The organism is Anaeromyxobacter sp. (assembly GCA_016718565.1).
Taxonomy (GTDB): Bacteria; Myxococcota; Myxococcia; order Myxococcales; family Anaeromyxobacteraceae; genus JADKCZ01.
On record JADKCZ010000001.1, the window covers coordinates 886110 to 904321 of the forward strand.

The window sequence follows — 18212 nt, forward strand, 5'->3', positions numbered from 1 at the left end:
GGCACGGCACGTGGCCAAGCAGCACCTGCTCCTCGTCGACGGCGATCCCAAGTCGCTGCGGGTCATGGAGGTCAGCCTGAAGAAGGCCGGCTTCACGGTGACCACCGCCGTCAACGGGCGCGACGCGCTGGAGCGCTGCGAGGTCTCGCCGCCGGACCTGATCCTCTCCGACACCAAGATGCCGGAGCTGGACGGCTTCGAGCTGTGCCGCCGGCTCAAGCAGGACGAGCGGTTCCGCGCCACGCCCTTCATCTTCCTGACCGGCCAGAAGTCGGTGGAGTTCAAGGTGAAGGGGCTCGAGCTGGGCGTCGAGGACTACCTGACGAAGCCCATCTACATCAAGGAGATCGTCACCCGGGTGAAGATCCTGCTGCAGAAGCGGGAGCGGGAGCGGATCGAGAAGCGGGACCTGAAGGCCAGCTTCAGCGGCCACCTCTCCGACATGGGGGTGGTGGACCTGGTGCAGACCCTGGAGATGGGCAAGAAGTCGGGCGCCCTGCACATCACCAACCCGGCCGGCGCCGCCGCCGTCTGCTGGTTCCGCGACGGGCGCATCCTCGACTGCGAGCTGGGCCGGGTGGCCGGCGAGAACGCCTTCTACCGGCTCCTCAACTGGCAGGAGGGCGAGTTCGCCATCGAGTTCAGGCCCATCGAGCGGGAGGAGCGCATCCCCCTCTCGACGCAGGGCCTGCTCATGGAGGGCATGCGCCGCATCGACGAGTGGGGCCGCATCGCCGAGCAGCTGCCGGCGCTGGACCGGGTCTTCGAGCTCGACTACCCGCTGCTGGCCGAGCGGCTCGCCGAGATCCCCGACGACGTCAACGCGCTCCTGCGGCTCTTCGACGGGCAGCGGACGCTGGAGCGGATCATCGCGGAGGCGGACTACGACGACCTGGCCGCCGCCGGGGTCATCGCCAAGCTCTTCTTCGAGGGGCTCATCCGGGAGGTGGCGGCCGCGCCGGCGCTGACCCCGCCGCCCGGGTCGCTGCCGGCGCTGACGCCGGTCCCGGGATCGCTGCCGGCGCTGACGCCTCTGCCGGGCGCCTTCGAGGCCTTCAGCGCGGTGGCGGTGGCGGCGCCGGCGGTGCCCCCGGCCGCCGCCGAGCCGGAGGCCGGCCCGGCGCAGCCGCCGGCGGCGGCCCACGCCGAGTCCGGCGCGGTGGACTGGTTCGCCGGCCCCACCTCCCCCGCGGAGGCGCCGCGGGAGGCGCCCGCCGCCGGTCCGGTGGGCGCGGCCGGGCCGCCGACCGCGGGGGACGACGCGCCGCCCAGCGTGCTGCGCTTCGGGGACCACCGGCGCGAGCCGCTGGTGAGGTCGCCGGAGGCGCCGCCGCCTGGCTCCTCGTCGGCCGACGCCCCGCCGCCCTCGCCCCTGCCGCCGGCCAGCCTCGACGTCCCGTCCTTCCGGCCACCGACCCGGTTCTCCATGCCCCTGCCGCTGCCGGGCTCGGTCCCGCCGCCGCCCTCCTTCGGCGGGCCGAGGACCTTCGGCGCCGCCGACCTGGTGCGCGAGCCGGACGCGCCCGAGGGGGCGCTGGCCGGATCGGGCGGGCCGGACGACGGCGGCGATCCGTTCGAGGTGCCCGGGGCGCCGCCGGCCCCGGAGGCCGCGGCGGTGGAGGCGGTGCCGATGGTGGGCGAGGTCGCGGCGGTCGAGCTGGCGGTCGAGCCGGCCGCCCCGGAGGCCGTGCCGGACCCCGCAGCGCCCGAGGACGAGGATCCGGAGCTGGCGCCGGAGCGACGGGTGGAGCTGCCCGTACCGCCTCGGCCGGCCAGGCGGGGCTGGATCGCCTGGGCCGCCGCGGGCCTGGTGGCCGCCGCCGGGCTGGCCGCCGGAGGGTGGTCTCTCTGGGCGAGGCCGCCGGGCACGCCGGAAGCGGTGAGCCCGGTCGCTGCCGTGGGTGCCGCCGCCGAGGCGACCCCGACCCCGACCCCGACCGCGACCCCGACCGCGGCCCCGCGGCCCCGACCCGACCGCGACCCCGACCCCGACCCCGACCCCGACCGCGACCCCGACCGCGACCCCGACCCCGACCCCGACCCCGACCGCGACCGCGACCCCGACCCCGACCCCGATCGCGGCCCCGATCGCGGCCCCGACCGCGATCGCGACCGAGCCCTCGGGTTCAGACCTCCCTCTCCCCCCCGGGGAGAGGGCCGGGGTGAGGGGCACCGAGCCTCCTGCCTCCGACCCGGCGGCTACCCAGGCCGCCCGCCTGCTGGCCTCCGCCGACCGGCTCTACCTCGCCTCGCGCTTCGAGCGCGCCGCGGCGGAGTACCGGCGGGCCCTGGCGGCCCTCCCCAGCGCGCCGGCCCACGTCGGCCTGGCCCGGGCGCTCTACGACGCCAGCCCGGCCAACGCGGCCGAGGCGCTCCGGTCGCTCGACGCGGCCCTCAGGCTCGACGCGCGCAGCGCGCCCGCCTGGCTGCTGCGGGGCGTGATCCACCAGGGCCAGGGGCGCAGCGACGCGGCGCGCGCCGCCTACCAGCGCTTCCTCGAGCTCAGCCCCACCGGCCGCGAGGCGGCCGAGGTCCGCCAGATCCTGGAGCAGCCGCTCCGGTGAGGGTCCTCGGGCTCGAGACCAGCTGCGACGAGACCGCCGCCGCCGTGGTGGAGGACGGGCGCCGCGCGCTCTCCGACGTGGTCTCGACGCAGATCGAGATCCACCGGCGCTGGGGCGGCGTGGTGCCGGAGCTGGCCAGCCGCAACCACGTGGTGCAGGTGATGCCGGTGGTGGAGGAGGCGGTGACCCTGGCCGGCGGCCCCGGGGTGGTGGACGCCATCGCGGTCACCAGCGGCCCGGGCCTGGTGGGCGCGCTGCTGGTGGGCGTGCAGGTGGCCAAGGCGCTGGCGGCCGCCTGGGACAAGCCGCTGGTGGGGGTGAACCACCTGGAGGGCCACCTGCTGGCGGCCTTCCTGGGCGACGACCCGCCCACCTTCCCCTTCCTCGGCCTGGTGGTCTCGGGCGGCCACACCTCGCTCTACCAGGCGCGCGGCTTCGGCGACTACCTCCTGCTGGGCCGCACCCGCGACGACGCGGCCGGCGAGGCCTTCGACAAGGGGGCCAAGCTGCTCGGGCTGCCCTACCCGGGCGGCGTGGCCATCGATCGGCTGGCCAGGACCGGCGATCCACGCGCCGTGAAGTTCCCCCGGGCGGTGGTCAAGGGCGCCGACCTCGACTTCAGCTTCTCGGGGCTCAAGACCGCGCTGCTGCACCACGTGAAGAAGCACGGCGTGCCGGCCGGGCAGGGGCTGGCCGACCTGTGCGCCAGCTACCAGGAGGCCATCGTGGGGGCGCTGGTGCAGAAGGCGGTGCGGGCGGCGCGCCGCTTCCAGCTCCCCACCCTGGTGCTGGCGGGCGGCGTGGCCGCCAACAGCCGGCTGCGCGCCGCCGCCCTGGAGGCCGCCGCCGGCTACCAGGACCTGCGGGTGGTGGTCCCGGCGGCCCGGCTCTGCACCGACAACGCCGCCATGATCGCGGTGGCCGGCACCCACGCGCTGGAGCGCGGCCTGCGCGCCGGGCCCGACCTCAACGCCGACCCGGCCTGGCGGCTGCAGTGAGCGCCGGCTACCCCAGCCCGCGGGCGCTGCTCGACAAGTACGACCTCCGGGCCAAGAAGAGCTGGGGGCAGAACTTCCTGGGCGACGAGCACATCCTCGACGACATCGCGCGGCTGGCGGCCCCGCGGCCGGGGGTGCGGGTGCTGGAGCTGGGCGCCGGGCTGGGCCACCTGACGGCCCGCCTGCTGGCCCGCGGCGCCGAGGTCACCGCGGTGGAGCGCGACCGCGACATGGCCCTGGTGCTGCGCGGGGAGCTGGGCGACCGCATCACGCTCCTGGAGGCCGACGCCGCCCGCCTCGACTACGCCGCGCTGGCGGCCGGCCGGCCCCTGGTGGTGGTGGGCAACCTGCCCTACCACCTGACCTCGCCCATCCTCTTCGGCCTGCTCGACCAGGTGGGCCACGTGAGCGCCGCGGTGTTCCTGCTGCAGCGCGAGGTGGCGGAGCGGCTGGCGGCCTCGCCCGGGCAGAAGGACTGGGGCGTGCTCTCGGTCTTCCTGCAGCGCGAGGCCGAGGTGTCGGTGGAGCGGATCGTGCCGCCGGGCGCCTTCTTCCCGCCGCCCAAGGTCCACTCGGCGGTCATCCACGTGGCCTTCCGGCCGCCGGCGCCCGGCGCGGCGGTGCTGGACGCCGCCCGCTTCCGCAAGCTGGTGAAGGCCGGCTTCGCCCAGCGGCGCAAGACGCTCAAGAACGCCCTGGAGGCCGGCGCGGTGGCGCCGCCCGAGGCCCTGGCGGCGGCGCTGGCGGTCACCGGCATCGACCCGGGCCGGCGCGGCGAGACCCTGACCATCGAGGAGTGGGCGGCGCTGGAGCGGGCGCTGGGACCGGCCCGCGAGTAGGCGGGCCGCGGGCCGGCGGGTCAGGCGTCGCCGGCCGCGGGCCTCACCACCCCACCAGCACCTCGAAGCCCGCCATGGCGAAGCGCTTCGGGTCGAAGGGCATGGCCCCCATCATGTCGGAGCCGTGCATGCGCGGGTCCTTCATGACCTTGGCGTTGACCCGGTCGCGGTGGGCGCGCGACTTGTAGAGGATCCAGGCGAAGACCACCGTCTCGCCGGCCTTGAGCCCGGCCAGCTTCTTGAAGCCCAGGCCGAAGGGGATGGCCAGGTCCTCGGCCAGGCACTCGCAGTAGCCGAGGGCGCCGTGCTCCTTCCAGAGCTTGGCGCCGAGCCTGGCCTGCTTGAGGTAGGCCTTCACCTTCCGCTTCTGGATGGGGATGACGAAGCCGTCGACGTAGCCTGCCATGGGGTGCTCCTCCGGGTGATCGCGGCGGGTCCCGCGGGAGGCGGGGTGCGCCGCAGGAACCTGTGGCGGCGGCGCCACCCGTGCAAGAGGCCGCCCCCGCAGGGTGCGGGGCGGCCCCACGCGCGCGCCGGCCGGCCCACGCCCTGGCCGGGCGGTCCGCCTCGGCCAGCTCAGCCCCGCTCAGTACCAGTCGAGCCCGAGCCAGGCCGTGACGGTCGTCAGACCACCGGTGGAGTTCGACACGAGGCTCCTGGCGTGGTGCTGCGCCTCCAGGTTGAGCGACAGGCCGGGCCCTGACCGCCCGCCGAAGGCGTAGCCCAGGCCGGCCAGCAGGTTCGGACCCTGCTCCGGGTCGGCGGTCCCCTGCGCCCGCAAGGTGACGCCGAGCGCGCCCCGCACGAAGAAGCCGGTCTCCCGGGGGAAGAAGGTGGCGCCGACGTCCTGGAAGACCAGCCGATGGGGGCCGGTGCCGATGAGGCCACCCTCGAGCCCGATGAGGAGCCGGCGCGAGCGGGCCACGCCGAGCCGCAGCCGCAGGAGCTGGCCCGGCGACGACCCCGCGCTGGTGTAGGCCTCGGCCCCGAACCCGGCCCCGAGGTAGACGCCAGGGGCGGTCGGTGCAGCCAGGGGCACGGCGGCGCCGCCGGGCTCCCGGGTCGGGGGCGCGGCGATCGCCGCGGGTTCCGCGGCCCCGGCCGGCGGGGCGGCCTGGGGCGGCGGGAGGTCGGGCGCGGCCGCGGTGAGCAGCGCGGCCGCCAGTGCGAGTCCGGGGTGGATCATGGCGGCAGCTCTCGAGGGTCGGGGTGAAAGGGGCGGCGCTACGGGTGCGGCACCAGGCTGAGCAGGGCGTCGACCAGCCGGTCCACGTCGGCGGTGGAGTGGAAGAGGTGGGTCGAGATCCGCAGCGGGGTGGAGGCGGTCTTGCCCGGGCCGGCCGCCACCGCGCTGGCGCGCCGGTCGCTGCGCAGCGTGTGCGGCACGGTGGTGGTGCGCAGCACGATGCCGAAGGCGGCCCGCAGGTCGGCCAGCGCGGCGGCGGCCTGGGCCGCCTGGGCGGTCGACTGCGCCACGGTCAGGTCGGCGTTGTAGTCGAAGCCGGGCGAGAAGGGGTTGAACGAGGTCAGGCCGATGCGGCCCACGTTGGCGTGGCGCGGCGTGGCGGGGAAGGAGAGCGCGCGCGGCCCCCAGACGTCCACCAGGCGGGCCCGCAGGTAGCGGGCCAGCGACACCAGGTAGGCCTCGATGGCCGGCCGCCCCCAGCCGTCCCACAGCTGGCAGCACTCGAAGAGCGCCTTCTGCGAGGGGCGGCTGCCGTTGCCCACCAGCTGCAGCAGCGCCGCCACGTTGTGGTCGGGCGAGCGTCGGCCGTTGAGCAGGATGGAGCTGCCGTTCTCGGCGCCGTACAGGAGGGTGTTGGTGGGCCAGTAGGTCGGCAGCGGCCCGGTGTTGGCGTAGCCCGGCACCGGCACGTCCACCGTCGGCAGGCCCGGCACCAGGAAGCCGAAGTCGCTGACGGGCGCCTGGCGCACGTAGGGGCGCGGGTCCCGGCCGTTGCGCAGGTACATGAAGCCGGTCTGGCCCGGCCCGCACTGCCACTTGTGGCCGGCGCCGGAGAAGAAGTCGCAGCCCATGTCGTGCAGGTCGAGCGCGATCATGCCGGGCAGGTGGGCCCCGTCCACGATGGAGATGAGCCCGTGGCGCGCCGCCCACAGGCACAGGTCGCGCTCCTGCAGCCGGGTGCCCGTCAGGTAGATGGGCGAGGAGAAGAGGATGGCCTTGGTCCGCGGCGACAGCGCCGCCTGGACCCTGCGCATCACCTCGGCGTCGGAGTAGGCGTCGCCGGTGGGGATGGCCACCTTCCGCACCACCACGCCGTAGCGGTCCGCCAGCAGCGAGGCCACCGCGATGCCGGCGCTCTCCTCCATGTTGGTGGTGATGAGCTCGTCGCCGCGCTCCCACTCCAGGCCGAGCGCGATGCGGAAGAGCCCGTCGGTGGTGTTGAAGCTCATCACCAGCTCGTAGGGATCGCAGCCGAACCCGGGCGCGATGGCGTTGCGCCAGGCCTGCTGCCCGAAGAAGTAGGCGGTGGGGTTCTCGGCCAGGGCCTGGTAGTCGGCGGCGTGGTCCTCCACCACCTGCCGCGGCGAGGCGCCGGTGGTGCCGAGGTTCATGTAGAGGAGCCCGGGCGCGAACTGCCAGGCCGAGGCGTAGGGGCTGCCCGCCGGGGGAGGGGGCCGGGGCGCCGCCTCGCCGGCCAGCGCGGGGCCGGCCGCCGCCAGCGCGGCGCCGCCCAGGCCGAAGCGCTTCATGAACTCGCGGCGCGCGTAGCGCACCTCGTGCTGCGCCGCCTCGGCCGCCTGCCTGGCCTGCGCCACCGGCTCGACCTCGTCCGCGCCCACCACGTCCTGATCCGCCTGGTTCATGGGGCCCTCCTCCTGGGGGTTCACCATGAGAGCAAAAAGTCGTACCCGGAGTCAAGGCTCCGCGCGCCGACGGAGCGTCGCGGTCCGCCGCCGGCCGGGCCGGGGCGGCTGCCGCCCGGCGGCGCGCCCGGCAGAGACGACGACGGCGGCCCCAGGCAGGGGCCGCCGCGCTGATCCGGCTCGTCATCCTGCAACAGGGCCACGGACGCCCGTCCTCCAACCCGATGATGCCCGCCCCGACCCCTTCAAACGACCCCGTGGCCGGGCGCCCGTGACAACCCTTGGCGGCTCAGGTCCCTGGGGACCGGGCCGTCGCCAGCAGGAGGCTCATGTTGCGGGCGCCGTTCTCGCCGAGGTACCGGCGGAAGGCGGCCGCGTCCAGCCGCAGGCCCGAGATGGTGGCGTCCACGATCTCGTCGTAGCGGCGGGCGCTCGGCTTCTTGAGCTCGAGCGCGATCTTGAGGATGGCCCGGTGGAAGGCGGGGTCGACCTCGTCCACGACCGTGCGGGTGGCCGGCGCGACCGCGCGGGCCCTGGGCGACACGGCCTTCACCCCCACCTTGCGAGACGGCATCCTCGGTGACCCCCAAGCCAGCGGCTGCGTGGAAAATTGAAGCGTGACGATACGTGTCGTGTCATGCAGTGTCAATCAGGACCGCAATGGCCTGAAATCATTTATGAAACGTGCGGCGGCCGCTGGTCGCCCTCTCGATGGCCCTGATCCATAGATCATGGTGGCCACGATCCATCTGTCATGGCTCCGTCGATCGCCCCCACCCCACGCCCGGGCCCGACGGACCAGGCTGCAGGCCCGGGCCGGCCGCGTTTACACCGGCCCCGCCTTTTGGCAATCTCCGCCCCTCGCCACCAGACAAGGATCCATGGAACGGCCTCCGGAGCGCCCCCGCTACATCGCCATCGAAGGGCCCATCGGCGTGGGGAAGACCACGCTGGCGCAGCTCCTGGCCGAGCGGCTCGGTGGGCGGCTGGTGCTCGAGCCGGTGGAGGAGAACCCCTTCCTGCCGGCCTTCTACGAGGACGCCCGCACCCACGCCTTCCAGACCCAGCTCTTCTTCCTGCTCTCGCGGTTCCAGCAGCAGCAGCAGCTCTTCCAGCAGGACCTCTTCACCCAGAGCACGGTCTCCGACTACCTCTTCGCCAAGGACCGCATCTTCGCCTCGCTGACCCTCGACCAGAACGAGCTGGCCCTCTACGACCGGCTCTACGAGGTGCTGGGCCCGCGGGTGGTGAAGCCCGACCTGGTCGTCTACCTGCAGGCGCGCAACGAGGTGCTGCTCAAGCGCATCACCCGGCGCGGTCGGCCCTACGAGCGGGACATCGACCCGGCCTACGTCGAGGCGCTGGCCACCGCCTACGCCGGCTACTTCTTCCACTACGAGGAGACGCCGCTGCTGGTGGTGAACACCAGCGACATCGACCTGGTCGGCAGCGAGGCCGACCTGGAGGCGCTGGCGGCGGTCATCCGGCGCCACCGCAAGGGCGTCCAGCACTACGTCCCCATGGCCACCGGGCGCTAGCCCCGGGGAGGGCGGGCGCGCAGGACAGGTGACAGGCGCCTCCCCTTCGGCTTAGATCGTCCTTCTCCCTTCCAATGGGCGGGACCCCGCGAGGGGCCTACACCGGAGGTCGGCATGTCCACGCAGACCGGCGCACCGCGCCGCATCACCATCCACGAGCTCCGGCGGCTGAAGGAGCGCGGCGAGAAGATCGCCGTGGTCACGGCCTACGACGCCACCGCCGCCCGCCTGGTCGGCGAGGCCGGCGTCGACGTGGTGCTGGTGGGCGACTCGCTCGGCATGGTGGTGCAGGGGCACGAGTCCACCCTGCCGGTCACCCTCGAGCACATGATCTACCACTCGGCCATGGTGCGGCGCGGCCTCACCCGCGCCGGCGCCCGGGCCCACCTGGTGGGCGACCTGCCCTTCGGCAGCTACCAGGCCAGCCAGGACGAGGCGGTCAAGGCGGCCATGCGGCTGGTGTCGGAGGGCGGCGTCGAGGCGGTCAAGCTGGAGGGCGGCGCCGACTACGCCGAGGTGATCCGGCGCATGGTGCGGGCCGGCGTGCCGGTCATGGGCCACATCGGGCTGACCCCCCAGTCGGTGCACAAGCTGGGCGGCTACGTGGTGCAGGGCAAGGACGCCGAGCGCGCCCAGGCGCTGCTGCGCGACGCCCGCGCCCTGGAGTCGGCCGGCTGCTACGCCATCGTGCTGGAGTGCATCCCCACCGAGCTGGCGCGGGTCATCACCGGGCAGGTCGGCGTGCCCACCATCGGCATCGGCGCCGGCCCGAGCTGCGACGGCCAGGTGCTGGTCCTCAACGACCTGCTGGGCCTCGACGAGGCCTTCACCCCCAGGTTCGTCAAGCGCTACGCCGAGCTGGGCGGCGAGGTGCGCGGCGCGGTGGGGCGCTACGTGGCCGAGGTGAAGGCCCGCGCCTTCCCGGCCGACGAGCACGTCTTCCACTCCTCCTCGGTCCGGCTGGTGCCGGTGGCCGACGAGGAGGAGGGGCGCGAGGACCTCCCGGGCGTCATGGGCGCGCCGGTCTAGCGAGGCGGACGCCGGGACCCCGTGACCACCCCCGAGCTCGTCACCGACCCGGCCGCCTGGCAGGCGCGCTGCCTCGCGGCCCGCGACCAGGGCGTGCGCCTGGCGCTGGTGCCCACCATGGGCTCCCTGCACGCCGGCCACGCCTCGCTGCTGGCCGAGGCGCGCCGCCGCGCCGACGCGGGCGGCCGCCGCGGCCTGGCGCTGGCCACCATCTTCGTCAACCCCACCCAGTTCGGGCCCGGCGAGGACCTGTCGCGCTACCCGCGCGACCTCGGCGGCGATCTCGCCACCTGCGCCGCGGCCGGGGTGGACTGGGTGCTGGCCCCGCCCGACCCGGGGCAGGTCTTCCGGCCCGGCCACCAGACCTGGGTGACGGTGGAGCAGGCCAGCCAGGGGCTGTGCGGCGCCTCGCGCCCGGGCCACTTCCGCGGCGTGGCCACGGTGGTCCTGAAGCTCCTCAACCTGACCCGGCCGCACCTGGCGCTCTTCGGCGAGAAGGACTGGCAGCAGCTGGCGGTCATCCGGGCCATGGCGCTGGACCTGGACCTGGGGCTGGAGGTGGTGGGGATGCCCATCGTGCGGGAGCCGGACGGGCTGGCCATGTCCTCGCGCAACGCCTACCTGTCGGCGGAGGAGCGCGGCCGGGCGCTGGCGCTGTCGCGGGCGCTCCTCGAGGCGCGCCAGGAGGTGCTGGCCGGGCGGCGGGCGGCGGCGGCGCTGACGGAGCGGGCCCGGCGGCGCCTCTCGGAGGCCGGGGCGCGGGTGGACTACGTGGCGCTGGTGCACCCGGAGACGCTGGCGCCGCTGGCCGAGGCCACGCCCGGGGCGGTGCTGCTGCTGGCGGCCTTCGTGGGCAAGACCCGGCTCATCGACAACCTGGTGCTGCCGTGAGGCGGCCTGGGCGCGGGGGCGGGCCGTGAGCAAGAAGGCGGGTGGGGCCAAGAGGGGCGGCGGGGCCGAGGAGGGCCTCACGGTGGTGGCGCGCAACAAGAAGGCCGGCTTCGACTTCGACCTCGAGGAGCGCTTCGAGGCCGGGCTGGTGCTGCAGGGCAGCGAGGTGAAGTCGCTGCGCGCCGGCAACGCCAACCTGGCCGACGCCTATGCCCGCCCGGTCAAGGGCGAGCTCTTCCTCATGAACTGCCGCATCGGCGAGTACGACAAGGCGGGGCTCTTCGGCCACCTGCCGCTGCGCGACCGCAAGCTGCTGGTGGGGCGCGCCCAGCTCGACAAGCTCATCAGCAAGGTGGAGCGGGCCGGGTACACCATCGTCCCCACGCAGCTCCACTTCCGCGACGGCTGGGCCAAGGTGGAGCTGGCGCTCGCCAAGGGGCGCACCCACCAGGATCGGCGCGGCGCCATCGCCGAGCGCGAGTCGAAGCGCGAGATGGACCGGGAGCTGGGCCGGGGCCGCAAGCGCCAGGGCCGCTGAGGCGCGCCCCTCCCCGCGCCAGCTCCGGCCGCTCCCTCGCGGGGATCGGTGGGCACCGTCCCGCCGTCCGTGTAGGCTCCTCCCCGGACGGGCCATGTACGACCGGATCACCCTCCAGCACGACCTCATCGACTGCCGCGGCGCCACCCTGGCCTCCGCCGGCTTCGTGCTCTCCCCGCAGGCCATCGGCGAGGCGGCCCGGCGGACCCCGGCCGCGGCGCGGCGGGGGCTGGCCGAGACGGCCCACCGGGGCGAGGTGAGCGGCCCGCTGGAGGACCCGGCCTACAAGCACCTCTTCGGCGACGCCGCGGTGCGCGGGGTGGTGGAGCGGGCGCTGCTCGAGGTGCGCCTGCCGGAGATCCTCTTCGAGGAGCTGACCGGCGTGCAGCGCGCCAACCCGGGGCTCTACCGCCACGGGCTGGCCACCGCGGCGGTGGCGGTGCGCATGCTGCTGGCGGCGGTGGGCGACCTGAAGGGCGTGCCGGACCTGGCGGCCGCCGCGCTGCTGCACGACCTCGGCATGCGCCACGTGCCCATGCGCCTGGTGCGCAACCGCGACCGGCTCTCCCGGCAGGAGGCGGCCGAGGTGGCGGCCCACCCCCTCACCGGCGCCTACCACCTGGCGCGGGTGCTGGGGGTCCACCCGGCGGTGGGCGCGGCGCACGGCCACCACTGGCGCTGCGGTCAGGGCTACCCGCACCTGGCCGGGGCCCCGTCGCGCTCGGTGGAGGTGGTGGCGGTGGCCAGCGCCTTCGCCGCGCTGACCCAGCCGCGCCCCTTCCGCTCCGAGCCCTACGACGTGCGCGCCGCCGCCGACCTGCTGGTGGACGAGGCCCGGGCGGGCACCGCCGACGCCAACACGGTGAAGCTGCTGGTGCACGCGCTGCGCGGCGGGCGCGGCGATCCGCGCGCCGTGACCTTCGGCGGCCACCGCGGGGGACAGGTGCCGGAGGTGAACCGGCACACGTCGGTGTCGGTGCCGCAGGCCGCGCCGGACCCGCCCGGCGGCTGAGCGGCTCCGGGGATCCCCTCACCGCCTCCGAGCGCCTGGCCTGGACGTGGCAGGGCCCCGCCGGCGGTCGCCAGCGGGGCCCTCGGTGTCTCGTGGTCCTCCGGGTCAGGCCAGGGCGGCGTGGGCCGCCCTGGCCGTCACTCGAGGGCTAGCGCGCGGCCGTCGCGGTGCGGCGGCGCCGCCACAGCAGCAGGCCGAGGCCGAGCAGCGAGAAGGCCGACGAGCCGCCGCCCACGCTGCTGCAGCCGCTCGAGCCCTTCGGCCCGGTGGGACCGGTGGGCCCGGTCGGGCCGGTGCCGCCGGTGGGGCCGGAGGGCCCGGTCGGCCCGGTGGGGCCATCCGTCCCGTCGGTGCCGTTCGCCCCGTTGCAGACGTAGGTCGGGGCGGCGGTGCCCACCTGGACCCGGAGGCCGCCGGTGGCGCAGTTCGCGCCGGCGGGCTCGGGCGTCACGGTGGCGCTCTCGCCGGCCGCGCCGGTGGCCCCGGTGGACCCGGTGGCGCCGGTGCACACGTAGGCCGGGGTGCCCGCGCCGACGCTGACCCGGAGGCCGCCGTTGGCGCAGTTGGTCCCGGCCGGCTCGGGCGTCACGGTGGCGCCCTCGCCGGCGGCGCCGGTGGCGCCGTTGCAGACGTAGGTCGGGGCGCCGCTGCCGACGCTGACCCGGAGGCCGCCGCTGGCGCAGTTGGTCCCGGCCGGCTCGGGCGTCACGGTGGCGCTCTCACCGGCCGCGCCGGTGGCCCCGGTGGCGCCGGTGGCGCCGTTGCAGACGTAGGTCGGGGCGCCGCTGCCGACGCTGACCCGGACGCCGCCGTTGGCGCAGTTGGCCCCGGCCGCCTCGGTGGCCACGGTGGCGGAGAGGCCGTTGCAGACGTAGTTGGTGGTCTGCACCTCGAAGGCGTCGAGGGCCCCGCTGTGGTCGTCGTCGAAGCCGGTGTTCACCTGGAGGCCGCCGGCCGGGCAGAAGGTGTTGGGCGGCACGACCAGCGGCAGGACCATGGCCTGGTTGGGGTTGCAGGTGCCGAGATCGGCGCTGCAGCTGTAGTGGGCGGCGCAGGCCGGCGCGCCGGGGCGGCGGCAGTCGGCGCTCAGGCAGGTCCGGGTCTCGAAGGTGTCGCAGGAGGCGCCCAGGCCGGAGCAGTCGGCGTTGCTGGTGCAGCCCACGCAGGCCCCGCTGGCCGCGTCGCAGACCGGCGTGGCCGGGCTGGTGGCGCAGTCGGCGTTCACGGTGCAGGAGAGCCCGGCCACCTGGACCACCTCGGCGCGCAGCCCGGCCGCGTTGTGGTGGTGCAGCAGCATCAGCGAGCCCACCTGGGTGGCCCGGGCGCGGCCCAGGTCGTAGGCCACCGAGATGGTGGCGCCCGGCGCGTCGACGCGGAACGGCGTGTAGCCGGGGCCCAGGGTGGTGAGCAGCGGGTCGATCTCGGTGGCGAAGGCCGGCGCCAGCAGGTCGTAGCGGAGCACCGGGGTGACGTCCACCGGGGCCCCGAGCGCGGACGAGAAGGAGACCACCTGGAACTCGAGGTCGGTGGTGGCGCCGGGGAACAGGTCGGCGGCGTAGACCGGCAGGACCATGGCGTCGGTCAGGAACATGGGCACGTGCGCCTGCGCGGCGGTGATGCCGTTGACGAAGTCCTGGGTCACGACCGTGCCGGTGGCCAGGTTGAGCAGCCGGGAGACCTGCACGTCGGTGCCGGGCACCGTGGAGGAGCGGCCCAGGTCGCTGTTGAAGAGCACGAACTCCCAGTCGGGCGCGCCGGCCTGGCGCAGGTAGATGTCGAACTCCACGTCGCTGGGCGTGCCCCAGCGGCCCCAGGTGGTGATGCCGAAGTAGAGCTCGGCCGAGGCCGGGTCACCGCCGAGGTCGGTGACGTTGCTGGTCACGCCGACGTAGCGCAGGTTGGCGAGGTCGGTCTCGGCCTGGGCGTAGCCGATGGGCAGCTGGCCGCCCACCGGGGCCGCCTTGGGGCTGGCGTAGGACAGCTCGAAGGGCGTCACCAGCGAGAGCACGCCCTGCTGCGGCGCCACGGCCAGCGCCAGGGTGTCCACCCCGGTGCCGGCCAGCGTCAGGTCGGAGAGGCCCACCGCGCCGGTGGTGCCCAGCGGGGCGGTGGTGGCCATGGCGGAGGCCGGGGTGGGCGCCGCGTAGTACGGGACGCGCAGCACCGCGCCGCCCCCCTGGGGCGTGAGCACCAGGTAGCCGGAGGCCTCGGAGAGCCAGGAGCGCGGCTGGTTGCCGCCGGCCGCCGAGGTGGCGGGGACGGTCAGGTCGCGCGCCCGCACCATGGCAGCCGGATCGGCGGCCAGCAGCAGCGGGACGCCGGCCGTGGCGCCGGCCGCCACCGTCACGGTGGGGACCCCGGCGCTGACCAGCGTGCCCGGCGGCGTCACCACGGCGTCCACCGTCACGTCGTAGGTCACGTCGGCGGCGCCCTTGTTCTTGAGCTGGACGGTGCGGGTCTCGTTGCTGACCGTGGCCACGTCGGCGGTGGCGAAGGAGACGCTGACGCGCTCCGGGGCGGCCAGGTCGTAGGCCACCACCGAGGAGCCGCTGGCGGCCAGCACGTCGATGCGCCCGGCGCCCTGGCGGCCGGGGCCGATCCGGCGGCGGGTGGCCGAGGTGGTGGGCAGGTCGAAGACGTCGTGGCCGGCGGTGTTCATGGCCAGGGCCTTGAGCTCGGCCGGCGTCCAGGTGGGGTGCAGCTGGCGGAGCAGCGCCATGGCGCCGGCGGTGAGGGGGGCCGCCATGGAGGTGCCGCTCAGGCTCTCGCCGAGGAAGCCCGAGCCCGCGGAGGTGGAGACCACGTTGACGCCCGGGGCCGCGAGGTCCGGCTTGAGCATCACCTGGCCGAGCAGCCGGCTCGGGCCGCGCGAGCTGAAGCTGGCGATGGTGTCGGCCTTGGTCAGGTCCTGGAAGTTGATGGAGTCGTCGAGGGTGACGTTGACCACCTCGGCCGGGACCGCCTGCAGCTTGGCGATGACGGCGTTGCCGTCGGCCAGGCTCAGCATGCGGCCGGTGATGAGGAGGGCCGGGTCGACGCCGGCCATGCCGGCCGGATCACCCGGCGCGTTGTTGACGATGAGGGCGGCGATGGCGCCGGCGGCGGCGGCGTTCTGGGTCTTGACCAGGAAGGTGCAGGTGCCGCGGCGGACGATGGCGATCTTGCCGGCCACGTCGGGGGACATGGCGCCGCAGCCGAGCAGGTCGGCCGGGTTGGAGGCCAGGGCGCCCAGCGCCACGTCACCGGTGATGGGGGTGATGATGGGCGGGCCGAAGGCCGCCGTGCCGACCGGCTTGACGCCGGCCAGGTCGGCGGGCGCGTTGACCCTGAGGCCGGGGAACTCGCCCACGCTGGTGGCGGCCACGCTCAGCACCGAGGGGGTGGCGCCCGGCGCGCCGGTGATGAAGTAGACGTCGTTGGAGTTGCCGGCCGAGGCCACCACCACCACGCCCGCGTTGACGGCGTTGGTGTAGAAGGCGGACTCGGTGTCGGACGAGCTGCCGTAGGCCGAGCCGAGCGACAGGTTCACCACGTCCAGGTGGTCGGCGAAGTTGCCGTCGCCGTTCGGGTCGGTGGCCCACTCCATCGCCAGCGCGGACAGCGAGGTGGAGCCGCCCAGGTCGCCGAAGACCTTGAGGGCGTAGATGGAGGCGGCCGGGGCGGCGCCCGGGCCGATGCGCAGCGTGGCCGGATCGAGGCTCAGGTCGTATGGGCCCGCGTAGGGGGTGCCGTCGGCGTTCACGCCCAGGCCGGCGATGGTGCCGGTGACGTGGGAGCCGTGGCCGGCGCCGTCGAGCGGGTCGGCGTCGGGCATGGGGAAGGCGGTGGCGGCGCCGCGGGCGTCGTAGGAGAAGCCGGCGAAGTCCCAGCCGCCCACCACCTTGGCGGTGGGGAAGGTGCCCGCCTCGACCTGGTCGGGGTCGTTGGCGGCGTAGGCGGCCGTGGTGCCCGGCCCGCCGAAGTTGGCGTGGGTGTAGTCCACGCCGGTGTCGATGACGCCCACCCGGACGTTCTCGCCGTGCAGCGGCACCCCGAGCGACCAGAGCTGGGGCACGCCGATGAAGGGCACGCCCAGGGAGTTCTCCACCTGGTGGGTGCCGAGGACGTGCACGGCGCGCGCGCCCGGGATGCCGCGCAGCCGGGCCAGGCCGGCCGCGTCGGTCACGTAGACGATGCCGTTGTAGATGCGCTGCAGCCGGTAGACCTCGGTGGTGCCAGGGACCTGCGCGGCCTGGACGCGGTCGGCGAAGGCCGCCTGCTCGGTCTCCACCACCCGCAGCTGGGCCACGGCCGCCAGGGTGGCCTCGGTGGTGGCGTCGGTGGTCGTGTCGGTGGTGGAGAGGCCGGAGAGCCGGCTGCGGAACTGCAGCGCGGTGGCCCGCTCGGTGAGCTGCACCAGGGCGTGGATGGGGGCGGCGTCGCGGCCGACGGGGGCGCGCTGCGCGCTGCCGGAGGCGGTGGACAGGAGCGCGGTGCGAGCGGCGCCCGGCTCGCTGGCGGGCTGGCTGCTGCAGGCCGTGGCCAGCAGCACCGCAGTGAGCGACCACGACAGGGAACGACCTCGAGTCGACATGTCCATGCACGCCTCCGGGGAGAACGAGGCCGGCGCTCCGCGGGGGGCGGGAGACCGGGACCTACAGATACGCAGGATGTGCGCGAGTAGCATGAGCCGCCGGAGGTTCCAAGCGGCGGCTTGCGATGTACCCAGGCGTGGCGCGAGGTTGAAGGTGCGACGAATCGACACGTACCCGTCTGGGGAGGGGTCAGCGCGGACCGCTCGCGGTGCGCAGGGTCTGCCAGGTGTAGAGGCCGCTGGAGTGGCCGTCCGACCAGTGGAACTGGATGGCGTAGTTGCCCACCGGGTCGATGCGGGTCGGGTGGATGTCGTCGGGGATGGTGGCCGGGTCGAGCAGCTTGCGGCCGGTGAACTCCTCGATGCAGCCAGCGCACGGGCACAGGTCGCGCAGCGCCTTGGACGGGATGGCCACCTCGGGCTGGCCGGGCCAGCGGATGACGATCTCCTGCCGGGCGTTGACGTCGATGGTCTCGGGCGGCTCGGAGGCGGTCTGCTTGAAGGCGATGCGGTCGAGGAGTCCCATGGTGGGCGGGATCTGCCCCGCCGCCGCGCCCCCGTCAAGGTGAACGGCTGGCGGCGGCCAGCGCCACCAGCAGGGCCGAGCGGTCCTCCAGCGGCGCCTGGCAGGGGCGGCCGTCGGCGGCCAGCAGCTCGGAGTGGGCCAGGTCGGGCGCCAGGCGGAGCACCGCCGCGGAGCGGGTGCCGTAGAAGGGGTCGCGGTGCACGCAGGTGGGGGCGGGGTGCTCCGGGGCGTGCAGCGTGAGCAGGCGGCGCAGCCGGTCCGGCGAGGGGTCCACCGGCCAGCGGGCGCGCAGCAGCTCGCCGCGGGCCCCCACGCCGTGCGGAGAGGTCTCGGTGACCAGGTGCAGCCCCTGGCTGAGCGGCTCGAGCTGGCTGGCCTCGCCGTCGTACCAGAGCAGCAGGCCGCCGCCGGCGTCGGCCACCAGCAGGTGGAAGGGGTTCCAGGCCGAGGGGTCGAGCGCCGCCAGGGCGGCGCGGGCCTCGGCCAGGCCGCCGGCGGCCAGCGCCAGCGGCACCAGCTCGCCGCGCGAGCGGCGCGCCGGGTCCGGGTACCAGGCGAAGGGGGCGTGGAAGTTGGTGAGCGCCGCCACCACCCCGCGCGCCGAGACGCCCATCCAGGTGCCGCCGGCCAGGGCGTCGCGCGGGGCCGCGTAGCGCAGGCCGCCGGGCCCCTCCCGCAGGGCCCAGCCCTCGGCGGCCCGGCCCAGCCGCTCGTCGCGGTTGGCGGCCACCACCACGGGCCAGCGGCGATCGGCGCCGAGCGCCACGGCGAGGGTGCACATGGTCCGGTTGTAGCGCGGTCCGGGCGCCGCGTCCCGTCCCCGGCCGCGGGCCCCTGGAACGACGACGGGCCCGGCCGACCGGCCGGGCCCATCT

Annotated in this window: 15 protein-coding genes and 1 pseudogene; 9 read left to right on the forward strand and 7 right to left on the reverse strand. The window is 75.3% G+C overall.

The window, feature by feature from the left end; genetic code table 11:
* Positions 1-10 precede the first annotated feature (10 nt).
* The 4 genes and pseudogenes from IPO09_03840 to rsmA all read left to right on the forward strand — a co-directional run bounded on the left by IPO09_03840 (position 11) and on the right by rsmA (position 4401).
* Positions 11-1915: pseudogene (locus tag IPO09_03840) on the forward strand (response regulator).
* Positions 1916-2075: 160 nt separating this feature from the next.
* Positions 2076-2564 carry a tetratricopeptide repeat protein gene (locus IPO09_03845; GenBank protein MBK9516486.1) on the forward strand — a complete coding sequence of 163 codons (489 nt, stop codon included), beginning with the start codon at positions 2076-2078 and terminating at the stop codon, positions 2562-2564.
* The gene (gene tsaD, locus IPO09_03850; protein ID MBK9516487.1) at positions 2561-3562 is read left to right on the forward strand and encodes a tRNA (adenosine(37)-N6)-threonylcarbamoyltransferase complex transferase subunit TsaD; all 1002 of its coding nucleotides are present in this window, start codon (positions 2561-2563) and stop codon (positions 3560-3562) included. Before IPO09_03845 ends, tsaD begins: the two co-directional genes overlap by 4 nt.
* A complete protein-coding gene (rsmA, locus tag IPO09_03855; GenBank protein ID MBK9516488.1) occupies positions 3559-4401 on the forward strand; it encodes a 16S rRNA (adenine(1518)-N(6)/adenine(1519)-N(6))-dimethyltransferase RsmA in 843 nt (280 codons plus the stop codon). The genes tsaD and rsmA overlap by 4 nt, the downstream gene beginning before the upstream one ends.
* A 43-nt stretch (positions 4402-4444) precedes the next feature.
* Here the strand turns inward: rsmA and IPO09_03860 are convergent, their stop codons facing one another.
* The 4 genes from IPO09_03860 to IPO09_03875 form a co-directional block, all read right to left on the reverse strand.
* Complete coding sequence (locus IPO09_03860; GenBank protein MBK9516489.1) at positions 4445-4807, reverse strand: DUF1428 domain-containing protein; 363 nt, start codon at positions 4805-4807, stop codon at positions 4445-4447.
* A gap of 180 nt (positions 4808-4987) precedes the next feature.
* Positions 4988-5587 (reverse strand): hypothetical protein, encoded by a 600-nt coding sequence (locus tag IPO09_03865; GenBank protein ID MBK9516490.1) that lies wholly within the window; start codon positions 5585-5587, stop codon positions 4988-4990.
* Positions 5588-5625: 38 nt separating this feature from the next.
* On the reverse strand, positions 5626-7230 hold the full coding sequence (locus IPO09_03870) for an aminotransferase class V-fold PLP-dependent enzyme (GenBank protein ID MBK9516491.1): 1605 nt from the start codon (positions 7228-7230) through the stop codon (positions 5626-5628).
* A gap of 289 nt (positions 7231-7519) precedes the next feature.
* Entirely contained in the window at positions 7520-7804 is a 285-nt protein-coding gene (locus IPO09_03875; GenBank protein ID MBK9516492.1) for a hypothetical protein, read from the reverse strand.
* A gap of 307 nt (positions 7805-8111) precedes the next feature.
* On the opposite strand from IPO09_03875, the gene IPO09_03880 reads away from it, so the two are divergent.
* From IPO09_03880 to IPO09_03900, 5 genes are all read left to right on the forward strand, one after another.
* Positions 8112-8768, forward strand: coding sequence for a deoxynucleoside kinase (locus IPO09_03880; GenBank protein ID MBK9516493.1), 657 nt, complete (start codon positions 8112-8114; stop codon positions 8766-8768).
* A 114-nt stretch (positions 8769-8882) separates the two neighbouring features.
* Positions 8883-9797, forward strand: coding sequence for a 3-methyl-2-oxobutanoate hydroxymethyltransferase (gene panB, locus IPO09_03885; GenBank protein ID MBK9516494.1), 915 nt, complete (start codon positions 8883-8885; stop codon positions 9795-9797).
* A 21-nt stretch (positions 9798-9818) separates the two neighbouring features.
* On the forward strand, positions 9819-10688 hold the full coding sequence (locus tag IPO09_03890) for a pantoate--beta-alanine ligase (protein MBK9516495.1): 870 nt from the start codon (positions 9819-9821) through the stop codon (positions 10686-10688).
* Positions 10689-10713: 25 nt separating this feature from the next.
* Positions 10714-11226 (forward strand): SsrA-binding protein SmpB, encoded by a 513-nt coding sequence (smpB, locus tag IPO09_03895; GenBank protein MBK9516496.1) that lies wholly within the window; start codon positions 10714-10716, stop codon positions 11224-11226.
* 94 nt (positions 11227-11320) lie between these two features.
* Entirely contained in the window at positions 11321-12238 is a 918-nt protein-coding gene (locus IPO09_03900; protein ID MBK9516497.1) for a phosphohydrolase, read from the forward strand.
* 148 nt (positions 12239-12386) lie between these two features.
* On the opposite strand, the gene IPO09_03905 is transcribed toward IPO09_03900, so the two are convergent.
* From IPO09_03905 to IPO09_03915, 3 genes are all read right to left on the reverse strand, one after another.
* Positions 12387-16811: a S8 family serine peptidase gene (locus IPO09_03905; protein ID MBK9516498.1), complete on the reverse strand. Its 4425-nt coding sequence runs from the start codon at positions 16809-16811 to the stop codon at positions 12387-12389.
* A 190-nt stretch (positions 16812-17001) separates the two neighbouring features.
* Positions 17002-17337, reverse strand: coding sequence for a DUF971 domain-containing protein (locus tag IPO09_03910; GenBank protein MBK9516499.1), 336 nt, complete (start codon positions 17335-17337; stop codon positions 17002-17004).
* A 34-nt stretch (positions 17338-17371) separates the two neighbouring features.
* The gene (locus IPO09_03915; protein MBK9516500.1) at positions 17372-18118 is read right to left on the reverse strand and encodes an NRDE family protein; all 747 of its coding nucleotides are present in this window, start codon (positions 18116-18118) and stop codon (positions 17372-17374) included.
* Between the last annotated feature and the right edge of the window lie 94 nt (positions 18119-18212).